This window comes from Micromonospora sp. DT43 (assembly GCF_049841645.1).
Taxonomy (GTDB): Bacteria; Actinomycetota; Actinomycetes; order Mycobacteriales; family Micromonosporaceae; genus Micromonospora.
On record NZ_JBNCKR010000001.1, the window covers coordinates 702,550 to 721,268 of the forward strand.

Annotated in this window: 16 protein-coding genes; 14 read left to right on the plus strand and 2 right to left on the minus strand. The window is 71.6% G+C overall.

Annotated features, from left to right (window positions below; genetic code table 11):
• Nucleotides 1-20 precede the first annotated feature (20 nt).
• Both ACLQ26_RS03255 and ACLQ26_RS03260 read left to right on the plus strand, forming a co-directional pair.
• Nucleotides 21-1,412, plus strand: coding sequence for a DedA family protein (locus ACLQ26_RS03255; protein ID WP_425743024.1), 1,392 nt, complete (start codon nucleotides 21-23; stop codon nucleotides 1,410-1,412).
• 33 nt (nucleotides 1,413-1,445) lie between these two features.
• On the plus strand, nucleotides 1,446-2,333 hold the full coding sequence (locus ACLQ26_RS03260; RefSeq protein ID WP_425743026.1) for a transglycosylase SLT domain-containing protein: 888 nt from the start codon (nucleotides 1,446-1,448) through the stop codon (nucleotides 2,331-2,333).
• Nucleotides 2,334-2,379: 46 nt separating this feature from the next.
• Here ACLQ26_RS03260 and ACLQ26_RS03265 read toward each other — a convergent pair whose 3' ends face one another.
• Nucleotides 2,380-4,506, minus strand: coding sequence for an MMPL family transporter (locus ACLQ26_RS03265; RefSeq protein WP_425743027.1), 2,127 nt, complete (start codon nucleotides 4,504-4,506; stop codon nucleotides 2,380-2,382).
• 124 nt (nucleotides 4,507-4,630) lie between these two features.
• Between ACLQ26_RS03265 and ACLQ26_RS03270 the strand changes: the two genes are divergently transcribed.
• The 5 genes from ACLQ26_RS03270 (at nucleotide 4,631) to ACLQ26_RS03290 (ending at nucleotide 9,817) form a co-directional block, all read left to right on the plus strand.
• Nucleotides 4,631-5,146 (plus strand): MarR family winged helix-turn-helix transcriptional regulator, encoded by a 516-nt coding sequence (locus tag ACLQ26_RS03270; protein WP_425743139.1) that lies wholly within the window; start codon nucleotides 4,631-4,633, stop codon nucleotides 5,144-5,146.
• Nucleotides 5,147-5,148: 2 nt separating this feature from the next.
• On the plus strand, nucleotides 5,149-6,816 hold the full coding sequence (locus ACLQ26_RS03275) for a CocE/NonD family hydrolase (protein WP_425743028.1): 1,668 nt from the start codon (nucleotides 5,149-5,151) through the stop codon (nucleotides 6,814-6,816).
• Nucleotides 6,817-6,972: 156 nt separating this feature from the next.
• Nucleotides 6,973-7,854, plus strand: a complete 882-nt coding sequence (locus ACLQ26_RS03280; protein ID WP_425743029.1) for a hypothetical protein — start codon at nucleotides 6,973-6,975, stop codon at nucleotides 7,852-7,854.
• A gap of 110 nt (nucleotides 7,855-7,964) precedes the next feature.
• On the plus strand, nucleotides 7,965-8,540 hold the full coding sequence (locus ACLQ26_RS03285; RefSeq protein ID WP_425743030.1) for an ArsR/SmtB family transcription factor: 576 nt from the start codon (nucleotides 7,965-7,967) through the stop codon (nucleotides 8,538-8,540).
• Nucleotides 8,537-9,817 (plus strand): MFS transporter, encoded by a 1,281-nt coding sequence (locus ACLQ26_RS03290; protein WP_425743031.1) that lies wholly within the window; start codon nucleotides 8,537-8,539, stop codon nucleotides 9,815-9,817. The genes ACLQ26_RS03285 and ACLQ26_RS03290 overlap by 4 nt, the downstream gene beginning before the upstream one ends.
• A 48-nt stretch (nucleotides 9,818-9,865) precedes the next feature.
• Here the strand turns inward: ACLQ26_RS03290 and ACLQ26_RS03295 are convergent, their stop codons facing one another.
• The gene (locus ACLQ26_RS03295; RefSeq protein ID WP_007072071.1) at nucleotides 9,866-10,069 is read right to left on the minus strand and encodes a cold-shock protein; all 204 of its coding nucleotides are present in this window, start codon (nucleotides 10,067-10,069) and stop codon (nucleotides 9,866-9,868) included.
• A 183-nt stretch (nucleotides 10,070-10,252) separates the two neighbouring features.
• Between ACLQ26_RS03295 and ACLQ26_RS03300 the strand changes: the two genes are divergently transcribed.
• The 7 genes from ACLQ26_RS03300 (at nucleotide 10,253) to ACLQ26_RS03330 (ending at nucleotide 18,622) form a co-directional block, all read left to right on the plus strand.
• On the plus strand, nucleotides 10,253-10,948 hold the full coding sequence (locus tag ACLQ26_RS03300) for a class I SAM-dependent methyltransferase (RefSeq protein ID WP_425743032.1): 696 nt from the start codon (nucleotides 10,253-10,255) through the stop codon (nucleotides 10,946-10,948).
• A gap of 101 nt (nucleotides 10,949-11,049) precedes the next feature.
• Nucleotides 11,050-11,658 carry a DedA family protein gene (locus ACLQ26_RS03305; RefSeq protein ID WP_425743033.1) on the plus strand — a complete coding sequence of 203 codons (609 nt, stop codon included), beginning with the start codon at nucleotides 11,050-11,052 and terminating at the stop codon, nucleotides 11,656-11,658.
• Between the two features lie 102 nt (nucleotides 11,659-11,760).
• Nucleotides 11,761-12,612 carry an ABC transporter ATP-binding protein gene (locus ACLQ26_RS03310; protein ID WP_425743034.1) on the plus strand — a complete coding sequence of 284 codons (852 nt, stop codon included), beginning with the start codon at nucleotides 11,761-11,763 and terminating at the stop codon, nucleotides 12,610-12,612.
• Nucleotides 12,609-13,298: a hypothetical protein gene (locus ACLQ26_RS03315; RefSeq protein ID WP_425743035.1), complete on the plus strand. Its 690-nt coding sequence runs from the start codon at nucleotides 12,609-12,611 to the stop codon at nucleotides 13,296-13,298. The genes ACLQ26_RS03310 and ACLQ26_RS03315 overlap by 4 nt, the downstream gene beginning before the upstream one ends.
• Before the next feature lie 326 nt (nucleotides 13,299-13,624).
• Nucleotides 13,625-14,173, plus strand: coding sequence for a 50S ribosomal protein L10 (rplJ, locus tag ACLQ26_RS03320; RefSeq protein WP_425743036.1), 549 nt, complete (start codon nucleotides 13,625-13,627; stop codon nucleotides 14,171-14,173).
• 52 nt (nucleotides 14,174-14,225) lie between these two features.
• Nucleotides 14,226-14,615 (plus strand): 50S ribosomal protein L7/L12, encoded by a 390-nt coding sequence (rplL, locus tag ACLQ26_RS03325; protein WP_266246348.1) that lies wholly within the window; start codon nucleotides 14,226-14,228, stop codon nucleotides 14,613-14,615.
• Between the two features lie 575 nt (nucleotides 14,616-15,190).
• On the plus strand, nucleotides 15,191-18,622 hold the full coding sequence (locus ACLQ26_RS03330; protein WP_425743037.1) for a DNA-directed RNA polymerase subunit beta: 3,432 nt from the start codon (nucleotides 15,191-15,193) through the stop codon (nucleotides 18,620-18,622).
• The last annotated feature ends 97 nt before the right edge of the window (nucleotides 18,623-18,719 follow it).

Below are 18,719 nucleotides of genomic sequence, written 5' to 3' on the forward strand. Positions count from 1 at the left end.
CCCGTGTCCCGGGGGCCTGAGTGCACGACCTGCTGACCTGGGTGCAGGGTCTGCCCACTCTGTGGATCTACCTGGTCGCCGCGCTGATCGTGGCGGGCGAGACCGCGGTGATCTTCGGCCTGCTGGTGCCGGGTGAGGCTACCCTGCTGCTCGTCGGCTTCCTCACCTACAACGGTACCTTGCGGCTCGGACCGACGTTGCTCGCGATGATCGTCTCGGCGTTCGCCGGGGACGCGCTGGCGTTTCGCGCCGGCCGGCGCTACGGCCCGAAGCTGCGTGCCGGGCTGGGCCACCGGGTCGGGCCGGAGCGGTGGCGCCGGGCCGACGCGATGCTCGCCCGCCTCGGCGGCAGGGGCGTGTTCGCGGCGCGCTGGGTGGCCTTCGCCCGCACCCTGGTGCCCCGGCTGGCGGGCGGGGCCGGCATGTCGTACCGGCGGTTCGCGCCGTGGAACCTGGCCGGCATCGTGACCTGGGTCGGCGGTTCGGTGCTGCTCGGTCACCTCGCCGGTGAGTCGTACGACACGGTCTCCCGGCTGCTCGGCCGGGCCACCGGCGCGGCGCTGGCGTTGCTCGCCGGGCTGCTGGGGGTCGTGCTCGCCGGGCGGTGGCTGGGCCGCAACCCCGATCCTGTGCGCGCCCTGCTGTCCCGGGCCGCCGCGCTGCCGCCGGTGCGCTGGCTCAGCGCCCGCTACGGGGTGCTGTTCTTCCTGGTGGCCATGCGGATCGGGCCAGCCTGGACGCTGCTGCTCAATCTGGCCGCCGGGCTGCTGCTGCTCTTCGCCGCCGGGTTGGCCATCGCCGGCCTGCTCGCCGTGGTGGTACGCAACAGCGGGCTGGCCGCGCTGGACGGGGCGATCGCGGCCTGGTTCGCGGCCCGCCGCACCCCGGACGCCGCCGACGCCACCCTGGTCGTGGTGTCGCTGGTGCGCGGGTGGTTGCTGATCGTGCTGGTGGCGCTGGTGGCGGCGGTGCTCGCGTGGCGCAACCGGCCGTGGCGGGCGGACCTGCTCAGCGTGGTGGGCACGGTGGGCGCGTTCGTGCCGCTGGTCGTGCTGGCGGTGGTGGCCGAGTTGATCGGGGACGAGGCCGTCCTGTTCCCCACCCAGAACGCCATCGTCGCGGCGAGCTTCTGCACCCTGGCCTGGCTGGTGTCCCGCAGAACACACTGGCCGGTGGCGGTGGCCGCCTGGACGGTCGCCGCCGCAGGCGTGCTGGGGGTTGGCGCCGCGCGGCTCTACCTCGGCCTGGACACCGCGAGCGGTACGGCCGCGGCGGTGCTGCTGGGGGTGCTGTGGACTGTGGTGTTCATGGTCGCCTGGGCCACCAGGGACCGCGCGGTGGGCGACCGGGAGCAGCAGGCCGACCCTGTCCCGCCGCCGCAGGGGCCCCGCCGGCCGGTCGAACCTTGCTAGTCTGCGGCGACTGTCAGACGGGGGAGGAACACCATGCGTGTACGGACCGGTCGGGTGGGCGCACTCGTGCTCGCCGGGCTCCTGCTCGCCGGTGGGGTGGTCGGCTGCGCCGGTAAGGGGGAACGTCCGCAGGACCAGGCCGCCTCCGTCTCGGTCACCGGGACGCCGGTGGAGGACGCCGCCGTCGACGAGTCCACCGACGAGCCGAGCGCGTCGGCGAGCGCGGTGGCGGCCCTCGGCGCCGCCCCGAGCCGCAAGCCGTCGGCGTCGCCCTCGCCGTCGAAGAAGCCGACCCGTTCCACGGGCGCGGCGCCGAAGCCCCGTGCGGTCGCCAAGCCGCCCACCGAGACGAAGGTCCCGCCGCCGCCGCCGAAGCCCGCCCCCTCGTCCTGCAAGCCCAGCTACAAGGGCACCCAGGCGAGCCGCGCCGACGTGAAGGCGGCACTGAGCGCCGCCGCCGGCCGCACCTACTGGCCCAGCTCGGCGCCGGAGCTCAAGATCCCGCTGGACCTGGTCAAGGCCACCGCCTGGCAGGAGAGCGGCTGGCAGTCCAACATCTACGCCTGCGACGGCGGCGTCGGGTTGATGCAGGTGATGCCGGACACCGCGACCTGGATGAACCAGCGGTTCGAGCAGAGCTACGCCATCGCCGACTACCAGGACAACGCGTACCTGGGGGCCAACTACCTGGCCTGGCTGACCAAGTACATCGGCGACATGTACTTCGAGGCCGACTACCGGCTCGACGCGGACCTGTGCACCGCCGAACTGGACTCCTGCCTGCTCAACGCCGTCATCTCCGCGTACAACTACGGGCACGGCGCGGTGGCGCGGGAGGGCAAGCCGCTCGCCATCCCCAATCCGTCGTACGTGCGCAACGTGCGAGCGCTGATGACCGAGTGCGTCTGTCTCGGGTACTGAGCACACGAAAAAGGGGCGGGGTCGAGCCCGCCCCTTTTCGTGCGCGTCAGTCCCGCGCGGCCACCGGCTCGCGCGTCGCCGGGACATCGCCGCCCGGGTGGGCGTCGACGCGGCCCGGCCACCAGAAGCGGTCCGCGAGCACGAACGCCAGCGCGGGCACCAGCACCGTGCGGACCAGCAGGGTGTCCAGCAGGACGCCGATGCACACGATGACGCCGATCTGCGTGAGCGTGATCAGCGGTAGCACGCCGAGCACGGCGAACACCGCGGCGAGCAGCACACCGGCGCTCGTGATCACACCTCCGGTGACCCGCAACGCGGACAGCATTCCGGCGCGGGTGCCCGCGCTGCGGGCGTCCTCCCGGGCGCGGGTGACCAGGAAGATGTTGTAGTCCACGCCGAGCGCCACCAGGAACACGAAGGCGAGCAGCAGCACGCCGCTGTCGAGCGCCGGGAAACCCAGCACGTGGTCGAAGAGCAGCCACGCCGCGCCGAGGCTGGCGAAGAACGACGCGATCACGGTGAGCACCAGCAGCACCGGCGCCAGCAGACCCCGCAGCAGCAGCACGAGCACCGCGCCCACCAGCAGCAGGATGATCGGCAGGATCAGCCGCAGGTCACGGTCGTTGGCCCGCTCGGAGTCGTAGGTGGCGGCCACGGTGCCGCCGACGATCGCCCCCGAAGGTGCCTCGGCTCCGGCGGCGGCCGGGGGAGCGGAGTCGGGAACTGCGGCGACCGCGTCGCGCAGCGCCTCGATCGTGCGGTCCGAGGCGGTCGTTCCGGGCTCGGCGTCCAGCACCACGTCGACCTGGGCGACGGTCTGACCGGCGTCGCCGGGCCGCGCCGAGGCGACGCCGGGTACGGCGGCGGCGACGTCGGTGACCGCCCGCACCGCCGCCGGGCTGGTGAGCACGGCCACCGGCTGGGTGCTGCCGGCGGGGAACGCGCGGGCGAGGGTCTGCGCCGCGGTGACCGCTTCCGGCTCGGCCCGGAACTGCTCGGTCTCGGACAGTCCGGTGCGGATCCCCAGCCCACCCAGCGACAGACCGGCGAGCAGCACTGTGGCCAGCACCGCGACCACCACCGGGCGGCGCTGCACGGCGGCACCCAGGCGGCCCCAGAGCCGACCCTCCCGGACCGGGCCGTCGACGCGGGGCACGAACGGCCAGAACAGCCCGCGACCGAAGAGCACCAGGACGGCGGGGAGTACGAACAGCGCCGAGGCCATGGCGAAGACCACCCCGGTGGCGCAGGCGACGGCCAACGCCCGGTTCGTCTCCTGCTCGCTGAGCAGCAGGGTGAGCACGCCGAGCACCACGGTGCCGCCACTGGCCAGGATGGGCTCGGCGGTACGCCGCAGCGCGGACCGCATCGCCGCGTACCGGTTCTCCTCGCGCCGCAGCTCCTCCCGGTAGCGGGCGATGAGCAGCAGGGCGTAGTCGGTGGCGGCGCCGAAGACCAGCACGCTGGCGATGCCGGTGACCTGGCCCTGCTGGAGGTTGATACCGACCGCCGGCACGATCGTGTCGACCGCGCGCAGGGTGAGCTGCTCGGTCGCCGCGACCACGACCAGCGGCACGATCCACAGGAAGGGACTGCGGTACGTGATCAACAGCAGTAACGCGACCACTGCGGCGGTGACCGCGAGCAGTGTGACGTCGGCGCCCTCGAAGACCGAGGACAGGTCCGCGGTGAAGGCGGGTGCGCCGGTGACCTCGGCGGTCAGCCCGTCCGGCAGCGTCGCCAGCGCGTCGCGCAACCGGGTGACGGTGTCGGTGACCGCCTCCTGACCGCCGGCGGTGTCCAGCGGGACGGCGACGAGCGCGACAGTGCCGTCCGGGGAGACCTGCGCGGGGCTGACCTGCCCGCCCACGGCGAAGCGGCCCAGGTCGCCGGTGCGGGCGGCGAGGGTCATCCGGTCGGCCTCGCTCAGTGCCCCGCCGTCGCCGCGACTGACGACCACGATGGCCGGCTGGACATCGTGGGACGGCAGTTGGTCCTGCAGGCGCTGCACCTGGGTCGACTCCCACCGGGCCGACAGGCCGGTCGCGGACACCGGCGCCGGGTTGTCCGGCCGGGGGATCCCGAAGACGGCCGCGCCGACGACGAGCGCGGCGGCCACGGTGAGCCAGGCGGCCAGCCGGCCACGCGCGACAGTGGTGAAGACGGACATCGCTGACCCCTAGGTCTGTCGAACGTCGAGTATCTTGATGGTCGAGATTATCGACGGTTGTTCTATGCTGCAACCCGGGGACCGACGACGGGGAAAGAAGCGGCGCGAGGTGGCGACTCACGGCATGTACCGGCGGCGTGACACGCGCCGCGACCAGCTGGTCGCGGAGATCACCAACAACCTCCGGCGGTACGCGGTGGACGCCCAGCAGGTCGGCCACGCCTTCGCCAACCTGCACGGCCTCAACCCGACCGACCTGAACGCGTTGATCGCGGTGATGGACGCCGAGCTGTTCGGCGATCCGATCACCCCCGGCCGCCTCGGTGCGCAGCTCAACCTGTCGTCCGGCTCGGTCACCGCGCTGATCGACAGGCTGGAACGGGCCGGGCACATCCGTCGGGACCGGGACACCGTCGACAGGCGCAAGGTGCTGCTGCACTACGCCGACCGGGGCGCCGCGTTGGCGACGGAGTTCTTCCGCCCGCTGGGCGCCCGGACCGACACGGTGATGGACCGCTTCGGTGAGGACGAGCTGGAGGTGGTGCACCGGTTCCTGGCGGAGATGAGCGAGTCACTGCGGGCGCATCGCGACGCGGTCCGCGCCGCCCGGCCCGAGCCGCCCCACCGGGCGACGGGCTGAGCGTGCCGGGTCAGCTCGTCGCCCGCCTCGCCGCCGCCGCGCTGCGGCTGCCCGCCGTGCGTCCCGGCCCGGTGCGGATCACCCGTGACATCCCGGTCCGGGTGCGGGACGGCGTCGTGCTGCGGACCGACCACTACGCCCCCGGCGACAGGCCCGCCCCGACCGTGCTGATCCGTACCCCGTACGGGCGGGGCGGACCGTTGCGGCTGCTCGGCCGGTTGCTCGCCGCGCGCGGCCGACACGCGGTGATCCAGTCCTGCCGCGGCACCGGCGGCTCCGGCGGCACGTTCGCCCCGCTGGTGCACGAGCGTGACGACGGGGTGGACACCCTCGACTGGCTGCGCCGCCAACCCTGGTGGTCCGGAACGCTCGGCATGTTCGGGGTCAGCTACCAGGGCTTCGCCCAGTGGGCGCTGGCCGCCGACGCCGGCGATGAGCTGCGCGCGATGGTCGCGGTGGTGACCGCGTCGTCCACCCGGGACTCGACGTACGCGGGGGAGTCGTTCGCCCTGGACACCGTGCTGACCTGGGCCGAGCTGCTGCACGCCCAGACCGTGCCGAGGCTGGCCCGGCAGTGGGAACTCAAGCGTGGGCAGCCCCGCCTGGCGGCCGCCCTGGACCACCTGCCGCTGGCCCAGGCGGACCGGGTGGCCACCGGCGTCACGATCCCGTTCTTCCAGGAGTGGCTGCGCCACCACGACCCCGACGCCGCGTACTGGCGCAGCCGTGTCTTCGCCGACCGGGTCGCCCGGGTGCGCGCGCCAGTGGTCATGGTCACCGGCTGGCACGACATCTTCCTGCCGGCCCAGCTCGACGACCACGCCGCCCTGCGTGCCGCGGGCGCCCGACCGCGGCTGGTGATCGGCCCGTGGACGCACGGCAGCCCCGGCCTCTTCGTCGCCGCGCTCCGCGAGGGGCTGGCCTGGCTGGACGAGCACCTGAACGGGTCCGCCGCCGACGGGCGACGGCCCACCGAGCGGTCTCGCGGGGGCCCGGTCCGGCTGCACGTGGGCGGTCCCGGCGGCGGTTGGCGGGACCTGCCGGACTGGCCACCGCCGGCCACCGACACCGCGTGGCACCTGCACGCGGGCGGCGAGCTGGCGACCCGTCCCCCGCAACCCTCGGCGCCGGACGAGTTCCGGTACGACCCGGCCGACCCCACCCCGTCCCTCGGTGGCCCGCTGCTCGTCGCCAAGCGAGCCGGCCGGGTGGACAACAGGCACGTCGAGGCCCGGTCCGACGTGCTCACGTACACCAGTGCCCCGCTCACCGGGCCGGTCGAGGTGATCGGCGGTGTACGCGCGGAGATCCACGTCCGTAGCGAGCTCGCGTACCTGGACGTCTTCGTCCGGCTGTGCGATGTGGACCGGCGGGGACGGTCCCGCAACGTGTGCGACGGGCTGGTCCGGATCACGCCCGGCCGGTTCGCCGCCGACGGTTCCGGGGCGCTGCGGGTTCCGGTGCGGCTCTGGCCGACCGCGTACCGGTTCGCGGCCGGCCACCGACTGCGCGTCCAGGTCGCCGGTGGCGCACACCCGCGCTGGGCGCGCAACCCGGGCAGCGGTGAGCCCCTCGGCACAGCGGTGACGCTGCGTGCCGGCCGGCGGCAGGTCCTCCATGACCCCGCGCATCCCTCGGCGCTGTGGCTGCCGATCGTCCAATTCGAATAGACACCATCTGAGCTGGGCATTCATGTTTTGCGCGGGCTATGGTTGGGTCAACGCCCGGCGTCGTGCACCAGTAGGCCGGGCTCGCCCGTAAAACAGACACCGCGTACGCGGTGTGACATCGTGCGCTCGGCCCCCGTCAATCCGAAAGGGGGCCCCATGACCCGGGCTCCGACGAACCTGTTGGCCGTCCGAAGTCTCCTTCTCGCGCACCTCAACGTCGACCCGAACACCGACCGCCCCGCCGACCTGGAGCCGGCCGAGGTGGGGATCGTCGGCGACCCGGCCCACCGGGGCGGCTACCACTGTGGATCGGACCGGGTGGTGGCCAATGACTACTCGGTGGTGGAGTCGTCGCGGGACCGCAACGGCCTGACCCTCGACGCGGCGGCGTTGGACGTCGGCGGCTTCGAGGTCCGCTCCGGCGGACGTACGCACACGCTGTCCAGCTTCTCGATCTGGTGTGTGGGGCAGTGTGCCGCGAACGCGGCGGACACCGGGGACATCCGCGAGATCATCTACAGCCCCGACGGTACGACAGTGAAGCGGTGGGACCGGCTCGGCAAGCGCACCAGCGGCGACAGCTCGCACCTCTGGCACACCCACTTCAGCTTCTTCCGTGACGCCACCAAGGCCGGCCGCGACCAGCGGCCGCTGTTCCGCCGCTACCTGACAAGCATCGGCCTCATCGAGGCCGCCCCGACCCCACCTGTGGAGGACGAGATGGAACTCAGCGACCGACTCACGCGGGACACGGGCCGCCCGCAGCGCACCGTCGACGATGTCCTGGCGGACCTGTCGAACCTGCGGAACTGGCTCGTGTCCACGCCGAACTCGCCGGGGGTGGTCGACGCCCCGGCGCCGGGCTCCCCGCTGGCCGTGCTCCTCGCTGCCGCCGGGCGGCCTGCGGCCGAGGTCGACGAGCCGGCGCTCGCCGGGGAGTTGCTCCGGGTGCTCACCCCACAGGCGATCGCCGCCGCGATCCCGACGAGCCTCGCCAAAGAGGTCGCCGACGAGCTGGCCCGTCGGCTCGTCGCCTGAGCGAGAGGCGGTCCGTCCCCACCGGGCCGCCTCTCTTCATCGCGCATCCGCAACAACTATTGGGCAATAGCCATTGCGCAACTGCTGTTGTGGATGAAACGGTGGGGAACATGAACACGCCCGACGTACGCCAGGTCACCGACTCCCGGGTGCTGGCCGCCATGGCCCATCCCCTGCGCCGCCGACTGATGGATGTGCTCAAGGTGCACGGCCCGTCGACTGTCGGTCTGCTCGCCGAGCGCACCGACCAGGCGCCCGCGAACGTCAGCCACCACCTCAAGGTGCTCGCCGCCGCCGACCTCGTCACCGAGGCACCCGAGCTGGCCCGGGACCGCCGGGAACGATGGTGGCGACTTGTCACGCGGGGAGTTGCCTGGTCCAGCCGCGACTTCGACGCCGACCCGGCCGCCCGGGCGGTCGCCGACGCCGCCACCTCGCTCAACCTGGACCGGCACGTCGCCCTGGCCCGGGCCTGGCACGCCGCCGACGAGTCGGCGCAGGCCACCTGGGCCGACGCGGCGTTCTCCAACGACCGGTGGCTGCACCTCACGCCGGACGAGCTGGCCGAGCTGGGCCGCGAGGTGACCGATCTGCTGGCCCGCTGGGGTGAGCGCGGCGTGCCCGACGACGGGGGCGAACGACAGCCCGTCTTCGTGTTCGTCCACGGCGTACCGGCCCGGCCGTGACGGCGGCCACCCGCACCGACCCGGGCCCGGTCCGACCGGCCCGCGGGCTGCTGCGGCACCGCGACTTCCGCCTGCTCTGGGCCGGGCAGACGGTCAGCAGCATCGGCAGCAACGTCACCACTGTCGCGCTGCCGCTGGTGGCGGTCGCCGTGCTCGACGCCAGCACCTTCCAGGTGGCGGTCCTCACCGCCGCGGCCTGGCTGCCCTGGCTGCTGATCGGCCTCCCGGCCGGCGCGTGGGTGGACCGGCTGCCACGCCGACCCCTGATGGTGGTCTGCGACCTGCTCTGCGCCCTGGCCTTCCTGAGCGTGCCGGTGGCCGCCGCCCTGAGCCGCCTCACCGTCGCGCAGTTGCTGCTGGTGGCGCTCGGTGCCGGCACCGCGCGGGTCTTCTTCGAGACCGCCGACCAGGTCTACCTGCCGGTGCTGCTGCGGCCCGAGCAACTGCCCGAGGGAAACGCGAAACTACAGGCCACGCAGACCGCGAGCTACGTCGTCGGGCCCGGCATCGCCGGTCTCATCGCCCAGCTCACCGGGGCGGTCGCCGCGTTGCTGCTGGACGCGCTGACGTTCCTGTTCTCGGCGATCTTCCTGCTGCGCATCCGCACCGCCGAGCCGCGCCCCACCCGGCCCGACCGGTCCCGTTCGCTGCGTCGCGACATCGCCGAGGGGCTGCGCTTCGTCGTCCGCGACCCGTACCTGCGGGTGCTGACGGTCTTCGGCGCGGCCAGCAACATCGGGCTGACCGGCTACCAGGCCGTCCTGGTGGTGTTCCTGGTGCGGGAGCTGCGGCTCGCGCCGGGCCTGGTGGGCGTGCTGGTCGGCGTGATGAGCGTCGGGGGAATCATCGGCGCGCTGCTGGCCACCGCTTTGGCCCGCCGGTGTGGCACCGCGCGCGCCATGCTGATCGGGGCAGCGCTCACCGGCCCACCCGCCCTGCTCATCCCGTTGGCCGCGCCGGGCGTCGGGCTGGTCTGGCCGGCCCTCGGCGGCGTGCTGATCGGCCTCGGAGTGGCCATCGGCAACGTGGTCAAGGGCGCCTTCCGGCAGGCGTACACGCCGCACCACCTGCTCGGCCGCGTGACGGTGAGCATGCAGCTGCTCAACTTCGGTGCCATCCCGCTGGCGGCCGTGCTGGCCGGAGCGCTCGGCGCGCGCTACGACGTCGGCACAGCGATAAGCGTGATGACCGCCTGGTTGGCGATCACCCCGCTGATCCTGCTGATCGGACCGCTCCGGCGGCGGCGGGACCTGCCCGCCGCCCCGGCAGCGTCTTGAGTGCACTGCGACGGCGGCCGGGGACCGACCGCCGTCACCGGCACGGAGCTACATCGGGCGGACGTTGTCCGCCTGCGGGCCCTTCTGCCCCTGGGTCACCTCGAACTCGACCTTCTGGCCCTCGTTGAGCTCCCGGTAACCGCTCGTCGCGATGGCGGAGTAGTGGACGAACACGTCCGGCCCTCCACCATCCTGCTCGATGAAGCCGAAGCCCTTTTCCGAGTTGAACCACTTAACCGTGCCGGTTGCCATGCATCTCTCCCTGTTCAAAGCGGCGGACCACCGGCCCGTGGCCGATGGTCGCCCGTACCTGTTCGACAGTAACGGGCGAAGCCCCGATCTGCCGGCCGAAGTGCCGTAGGTGTTTACTCGAACTCAGATGAACTCTGCGCGCGCCGCCACCCGAAAGCCGCCCCGACCACCCTCCGCTGCGGCATGCTTGCGCCGATGAGAGGTGCCGCAGCCGCCGCGCTGACCGAGCTGGAGCGCGAGATCGACGCGCCCGGTTCCGGCCTGGACCGGCTCCACCTGGTGCCCACCCCGTTCGTGCCGGAGGTGTGGCTGCACCTCGCCGAGGACGCGATCGTCTGGTGGGCCCGGATGGAGGCGCTCGCCGGGCACCCCCTGCCGCCGCCGTACTGGGCCTCCGCCTGGGCCGGTGGCCAGGCCCTCGCCCGGCACCTGCTGGACCACCCGGAGCTGGCCGCCGGACGCCGCGTCATCGACCTCGCCGCCGGATCCGGGCTGGTGGCCATCGCCGCCGCGCTGGCCGGCGCCACCCACGTCCTGGCCAACGACATCGACTCGTACGCCGTGGCGGCCATCACGCTCAACGCGCGCGCCAACCGGGTCGCCGTCGACGTCAGCGGCGACGACCTGCTCGACAGTGTCGGCGTCGACGCGGACCTGGTGGTCGCCGGGGACGTCTTCTACAGCCGCCCGATGGCCGAGCGGATGCTGCCGTTCCTGCGACGGGCCGTCGCCTCCGGCGCCGAGGTGCTGGTCGGAGACCCCGGCCGCGGGCACCTGCCGGCCGACGGGCTGCGGGTGCTGGCCGACTACCCGGTGCCCACCACCGAGCCGTCGGTGGACTCGTCGCTGCGCCGGGTACAGGTGCTGCGACCCACCTGACGCGCGAGCCCTCTCAGGGGCGACCCCGAGACGGATACCAGGGGACCCTGGGGGCTGCGACCGGATGTCCGGGCCAGTGCGGCGGCCATAGCGTACGAGGCATGACGCAATGGCTGGCCCAGGTCGGAGAACTGCCCATCCTGGTGCTGATGGGCGTGCTCGGACTGGTCATGCTCTTCGACGCCGTACCGCTGCTGGGCGTGCTGATCCCCGGCGACGTGGCGATCCTGGCCGCGGTCGGGGTGGGTCGCCCGTCCACCGGGCTTGCCACCTTCGCCGCGGTGCTTGTCGGGTGCCTGGCCGGCTGGTCGCTGAGCTTCCTGGTCGGTCGCCGCTACGCCGAACCCCTGCGTCGCAGCCGGATCGGGGGCTGGATCGGCGAGTCGCGCTGGAGCGCGGCGGAGGGAATCCTCAGCCACGGCGGCGGCCGGATGATGATGGTCGCGCCATTCCTGCCAGTGTTCAACGCGCTGCTGCCGCTGGCCGCCGGTGGCCTGCGGATGTCGTACCGCCGATTCCTCGGAAGCGCGGCCCTCGGCGCGGCCGCCTGGGCCGGTCTTTACCTGGCGCTGGGCACCGCGTCGCGGGCGCTGGCCGGGCTGCTGCCGGGGACGCCCAACCCGCTGCTGGTCACCATGGGGGTGGGGCTGGTACTGGCGTTTGTCGTGCTGGTGGGGGCGCGGCGGCGGTTCGCTGCTCTTGCTGGGTGAGCTTGTCGCTTGTCGCTTGTCGCTTGTGGCGGTGGGGGGCGGGGGGCCGCCGGGGGGCCCCCCCCCGCGGGGGGGGCCGCCCCGGCGCGTCTGTGGTGTGGGATGCTCGACCGCATGCGGCTGGAGAACGTCTGGTTGCGGTACCACAGGCGTGGTCCGTGGGTACTGCGGGACGTGGACGTGCAGATCGGTCCGGGTGAGGTAGCGGTCGTCCTGGGCCGCAACGGGGTGGGCAAGTCCACGCTGCTCCAGGCGGCCGCCGGGGTGCTGCGGCCGAGCCGGGGCCGCGTCGTCGACAGGCCCGCCCGGGTGGGCTGGGTGCCGGAGCGTTTCCCGGCCGACCAGCCCTTCACCGTCTCCCGCTATCTGACCGGCATGGCCCGCGTGGCCGGGTTGGGGCGGTCGGCCGCCGACGAGGCGGTGGCGACCTGGACGCAGCGGCTCGGCCTGGGCGCGTTCAGCTCCGTGCGACTTCCGGAGTTGTCCAAGGGCACCGCGCAGAAGGTGGGTCTCGCCCAGGCCATGCTGCGACCGCCCGGCCTGCTGGTGCTCGACGAGCCGTGGGAGGGTCTCGACGCCGCGACCCGCGAGCTGGTTCCTGGGCTGATCGACGAGGTGCTGGCCGACGGCGGCACGGTCCTGGTGAGCGACCACCGCGGGGAGACGGTCCGGCTACCGGCCGCGCGCCGTTGGGCGGTGGCCGCCGGCACGCTGACCGAGGAGACCGCGCCGACCGACGACGCCATCGCGGTGGTCGAGGTCGCGGTGCCTGCCGCGCGGGTCGCCAGCACCGTCGCCCGGTTGCGCGCCGAGGGCCACCAGATTCTTCGAGTACGCGCCGACACCTCCATTACCGCACCGCAGGCACGCCCCACGGCCCCGTCAATTCCACCGGCTCCCGACCAGTCCGAGGGCACGGACGCCGTCGAGCAGGCAGCGGGGGAGGCCCGATGAGCGCCCTGGTGCGGATGCGGCTGGCGGGGTTCCTGCGCACCGGTCGGGCGTTGGCGCCGTTGCTCGCGGGTCTCGTCGTGCTCGGCACGCTCTACGGCGGCGGCCGGGCCCAGCCGGCGGAGGCGTACGGCGTCTCGGCAGTGGTGCTCTTCCCGGTGCTCGCCTGGCAGACCAAGATCCTGCTGGACATCGAGCCGGACGTGCAGCGCCGGCTCGCCCAGGTGACGGTCGGGGTGGCCCGGGAGCGCCTGGCCGGGCTCCTGGCGGCCTGCGTGGCGGCGCTGGTCGCGGTGGCGGTCGCGCTGGTCTTCCCGTGGTTGGTGGGCGGGGTCACCGGCCCGGTCGAGCCGGGGGACCGGTCGGTGTCCGTCGGCATCGCGCTGGGGCTGTGGGCGCACCTGCTCGCCCTACCCGCGGCGGTCGCCCTCGGCGCGCTGGCCAGCCGGGCGTCGGTCGGCGGTGCCGCGTACGGCGTGGCGGTGCTGGCCCTCGGCGGTGTCGGTGCGGTGGCTCTCGGTCTGCGGGGTTCGGTGGCGCCCTGGCTGGTGCCGCCGATCATGGCCACGGCCCGGACGACCGCGGGTGACGCTGCCGCGCTGACAGTGCTCGGGTTGACGCTCTGGGCGCTGGCGTGGAGCGCCGCCGCGGTCGGGGGCTACCTGTGGCGCAGGCGGGCCCAGGGCTGACTGTGACTCAGCTCACCAGGGGCGATTTGGTGCTGGTCACGCGGCCGCGTACTCTTCAAACGTCGTCCGCATTATTGCGGACGAGGAACCACCCAGAGACCGCTGGTCACCGTGCTCCGGCACGGTCGAAGGTCCCGCGACAACGGGCGACCCGCGTAGGGCGGCAAGCGTAACTCGGCAGTGAACATGGTCCGCCGACTGTGTTGATCCGCCGGCCCTCGCCCCGTGCGCCCTGCGCCGGGGCTTTTCGTTGTCGTGTCGCCTCCGCCCCCGCTCCGGCTTCGGCCGCATCGGGGACCAGCCTCGAGTAACGAGAGAGGAGGGACATGGCGGACAAGCCGATCCGGGCCGACAAGGCCACGGCCGTCGCTGAGCTGACCGAGAACTTCCGCAACGCGGGCGCCACCGTGCTGACCGAGTACCGCGGTCTGACGGTTTCCCAGCTCACCCAGCTGCGGCGCTCGCTCGGCGCCGAGACCAGCTACACGGTCGCGAAGAACACGCTGGCGAAGCGTGCCGCGACGGACGCGGGCATCAACGGCCTCGACGAGCTGTTCACCGGTCCTACCGCGCTGACTTTCGTTTCGGGCGACGTCGTCGAGGCGGCGAAGGGGCTTCGCGACTTCGCGAAGGCCAACCCGAAGCTCGTCATCAAGGGCGGCGTCTTCGAGGGCCGGGCCATTTCTGCGGCCGAGGTCACGAAGCTTGCCGACCTGGAGTCCCGCGAGGTGCTGCTGGCCAAGCTGGCCGGCGCGATGAAGGGCAACCTGAGCAAGGCCGCGGCCCTGTTCCAGGCTCCGCTCTCCAAGGCCGCCCGCGCGGCGGCCGCCCTGGCGGACAAGAAGCGCGAGCAGGAGGGCGCCGAGGCGGCCTGAGGCCGCGCGGCGCACCCACGTTCTTTAACAACCTTTAGAAAGGACGCCAGACATGGCGAAGCTCAGCACCGACGAGCTGCTTGACGCGTTCAAGGAGATGACGCTGATCGAGCTCTCCGAGTTCGTGAAGCAGTTCGAGGACACCTTCGAGGTCACCGCCGCCGCTCCGGTCGCGGTTGCCGCCGCCGGTGGTGGCGCCGGTGGCGCTGCCGCCCCGGCCGAGGAGGAGAAGGACGAGTTCGACGTCGTCCTCGAGGCTGACGGTGGCAAGAAGATCCAGGTCATCAAGGTCGTGCGTGAGCTGACCGGCCTGGGCCTCAAGGAGGCCAAGGACGCGGTCGAGTCCGCGCCGAAGGCCATCCTGGAGAAGGTCAACAAGGAGACCGCCGAGAAGGCGAAGGCCAAGCTCGAGGGCGAGGGCGCCAAGGTCACCCTCAAGTGACCTGACGCTTCACCTGCGCGTATCCCCGGCTCGGTGAGCTGGGACACGATCGCGTCGCGGCGGGCGGTGATCCGACACGGATCGCCGCCCGCCGTGTTTCGTGGCTCGGTCGACAACCGTCCTGAGCTGGGCGGCAACGGTCGATGTCCGGTCTGAGGGGGAGCGGTCCCGATCGCCCTCAGGTGGGAAAGAACCGACGACCCGGATACCGGCCCTTGACGCGGCCCCGGGCTGCCAGGCACGCTGAACACCAGCAAGACACCGCGCTTGCGACGGCCACGACGTGGGTAATGACAGCGGCGGCACCATCGGCCGCGGCAACCCGAGCGGCCCAGTGGGGACGTTGCGTTCTGAGCGGCCCGGCAAACCCCGGTTTACGGGGGCCGAGGCGCGTTCCGCGAACGACCTGCGGGGTGGGCTGGACAGCGGTTAGCCTCTCGGCTACACTGCTAGTTTGCGCTGCCTTCCGACTTGACCCCTGCTCGGAAATGTCCGTTTACGGATATTTCTGGTGGGGTCATTGGAGTGCACGCGTACCAGCCGTTCTGCAGCACCGGTCCTCGGAAGGACGCATCTTGGCAGCTTCCCGCCCTGCGAAGACCAGTCGTACGTCGAGCGCATTCGCTCCCCGCCGAGTTTCATTCGGCAGGATCACCGAACACCTCGAGGTCCCCAACCTCCTTGCCATCCAGAACGAGTCCTTCGACTGGCTCGTCGGCAACGAGGCTTGGCAGGGCCGGTCGGCGGACGACCCGCACGCACGCTCGGGTCTCGCGGAGATCCTTGAAGAGATCAGTCCCATTGAGGACTTCTCCGGCACCATGTCACTCTCCTTCTCGGCGCCGCGCTTCGACGAGGTCAAGGCCTCGATCGAGGAGTGCAAGGAGAAGGACCTGACCTACTGCGCTCCGCTCTTCGTGACCGCGGAGTTCACCAACAACACCACTGGCGAGATCAAGAGCCAGACGGTGTTCATGGGTGACTTCCCGATGATGACGCCCAAGGGCACCTTCGTCATCAACGGCACCGAGCGCGTCGTGGTCAGCCAGCTCGTCCGGTCCCCGGGCGTGTACTTCGACAAGCAGCCGGACAAGACCTCCGACCGCGACCTCTCCAGCGTCAAGGTCATCCCGAGTCGGGGTGCCTGGCTGGAGTTCGACATCGACAAGCGCGACACGGTCGGCGTTCGCATCGACCGCAAGCGTCGGCAGGCCGTCACGGTCCTGCTCAAGGCCATCGGATGGTCGGCCGAGCGGATTCGTGAGAAGTTCGGCTGGTCCGAGCTGATGATGACCACGCTCGAGAAGGACCACATCGCCGGCGCCGACGAGGCTCTGCTCGACATCTACCGCAAGCTCCGCCCTGGCGAGCCGCCGACGCGCGAGAACGCCCAGACCCTGCTCGACAACCTCTTCTTCAACCCGAAGAGGTACGACGTCGCCAAGGTCGGGCGCTACAAGTTCAACAAGAAGCTCGAAGTCGACGTGCCGATCACCACCGGCACGCTGACCGAGGACGACATCGTCGCCACCGTGGAGTACCTGTGCCGGCTGCACGCCGGTGAGGACGGCTACGAGGCCGACGACATCGACCACTTCGGCAACCGTCGCCTGCGCACCGTGGGTGAGCTGATCCAGAACCAGGTTCGGGTCGGCCTCTCCCGCATGGAGCGGGTCGTCCGCGAGCGGATGACCACGCAGGACGTCGAGGCGATCACCCCGCAGACCCTGATCAACATCCGCCCGGTGGTGGCGGCGATCAAGGAGTTCTTCGGGACGTCGCAGCTGTCCCAGTTCATGGACCAGACCAACCCGCTGGCGGGCCTGACCCACCGGCGTCGGCTGAGCGCGCTCGGCCCGGGTGGTCTGTCCCGGGAGCGGGCCGGCTTCGAGGTCCGCGACGTGCACCCGTCCCACTACGGCCGGATGTGCCCGATCGAGACGCCGGAAGGCCCGAACATCGGCCTGATCGGCGCGCTGTCCACCTTCGCCCGGGTCAACCCGTTCGGCTTCATCGAGACGCCGTACCGGAAGGTCGTCGAGGGTCGGGTCACCGACCAGATCGACTACCTGACCGCGGACGAGGAGGACCGGTTCGTCAAGGCCCAGGCCAACGCGCGGCTGAAGGCGGACGGCACGTTCGCCGAGGAGCGGGTGCTCTGCCGTCGTAAGGGCGGCGAGACCGAGGACGTCGTCCCCGGTGCCGTCGACTACATGGACGTCTCGCCCCGGCAGATGACCTCGGTCGCGACCGCCATGATTCCGTTCCTCGAGCACGACGACGCCAACCGGGCACTGATGGGCGCGAACATGCAGCGCCAGGCGGTGCCGCTGGTCAAGGCCGAGGCGCCGCTCGTGGGTACGGGCATGGAGTACCGGGCCGCGGTCGACGCTGGCGACGTGGTGGTCGCCGAGGTCGGCGGTGTGATCGAGGATCTCTGCGCCGACTACGTCACCATCCACCAGGATGACGGCCACCGCCGGACGTACCTGCTGCACAAGTTCCGCCGCTCCAACGCCGGCTCCTGCGTCAACCAGAAGCCGGTGGTCTTCGAGGGCGACCGCGTCGAGGCCGGTCAGGTCATCGCCGACGGTCCCTGCACCGACGAGGGCGAGATGGCGCTCGGACGCAACCTGCTGGTGGCGTTCATGTGCTGGGAGGGTCACAACTACGAGGACGCGATCATCCTGTCGCAGCGCCTCGTGCAGCAGGACGTGCTCACCTCGATCCACATCGAGGAGCACGAGGTCGACGCCCGGGACACCAAGCTCGGTCCGGAGGAGATCACCCGCGATATCCCGAACGTCAGCGAGGAAATGCTCGCTGACCTCGACGAGCGCGGCATCATCCGGATCGGCGCCGAGGTCGTCCCCGGTGACATCCTGGTCGGCAAGGTCACGCCCAAGGGCGAGACCGAGCTGACCCCGGAGGAGCGGCTGCTCCGCGCGATCTTCGGTGAGAAGGCGCGTGAGGTTCGGGACACCTCGCTGAAGGTGCCGCACGGCGAGACCGGCACGGTCATCGGCGTGCGCACGTTCTCCCGCGAGGACGGCGACGAGTTGCCGCCGGGCGTCAACGAGCTGGTCCGGGTCTACGTCGCCCAGAAGCGCAAGATCCAGGACGGCGACAAGCTCGCCGGTCGGCACGGCAACAAGGGCGTCATCTCGAAGATCCTCCCGATCGAGGACATGCCGTTCCTGGAGGACGGCACCCCGGTCGACATCGTGCTCAACCCGCTCGGTGTGCCGAGCCGGATGAACATCGGCCAGGTTCTGGAGACCCACCTCGGTTGGGTCGCCAAGACCGGGTGGAAGGTCGAGGGTGACGACGCCGACTGGAAGCGCCAGCTCCGCTCGATCGACGCCCACGAGTCCGAGGGTGACACCAACGTGGCCACCCCGGTCTTCGACGGTGCCCGCGAGGAGGAGATCTCCGGTCTGCTCGAGTCGACCCTGCCCAACCGGGACGGCAACCAGCTGATCGGTCGTACCGGCAAGGCGCAGCTGTTCGACGGTCGTTCCGGTGAGCCTCTGCCGGACCCGATCGCTGTCGGCTACGTCTACATCCTGAAGCTCAACCACCTGGTCGACGACAAGATCCACGCTCGTTCGACCGGCCCGTACTCGATGATCACGCAGCAGCCGCTGGGTGGTAAGGCGCAGTTCGGTGGTCAGCGTTTCGGTGAGATGGAGTGCTGGGCGATGCAGGCGTACGGCGCTGCCTACGCCCTGCAGGAGCTGCTCACGATCAAGTCCGACGACGTGCTCGGCCGCGTGAAGGTCTACGAGGCCATCGTCAAGGGCGAGAACATCCCGGAGCCGGGCATCCCGGAGTCGTTCAAGGTGCTGCTCAAGGAGCTGCAGTCGCTGTGCCTCAACGTTGAGGTGCTCTCCAGCGACGGTGTGGCCCTGGAAATGCGCGAGACCGACGACGAGGTGTTCCGGGCCGCCGAGGAGCTGGGCATCGACCTGTCCCGGCGCGAGCCGAGCTCGGTCGAAGAGGTCTGAGGTGAGCGGTCGGGGGGGGGGGGGGCGGGCCCCCCCCCCCCCCCCCCCCCCAAACAACAACACAACAACACACAGAGAAAAAAAAGGGAAGGAGAAA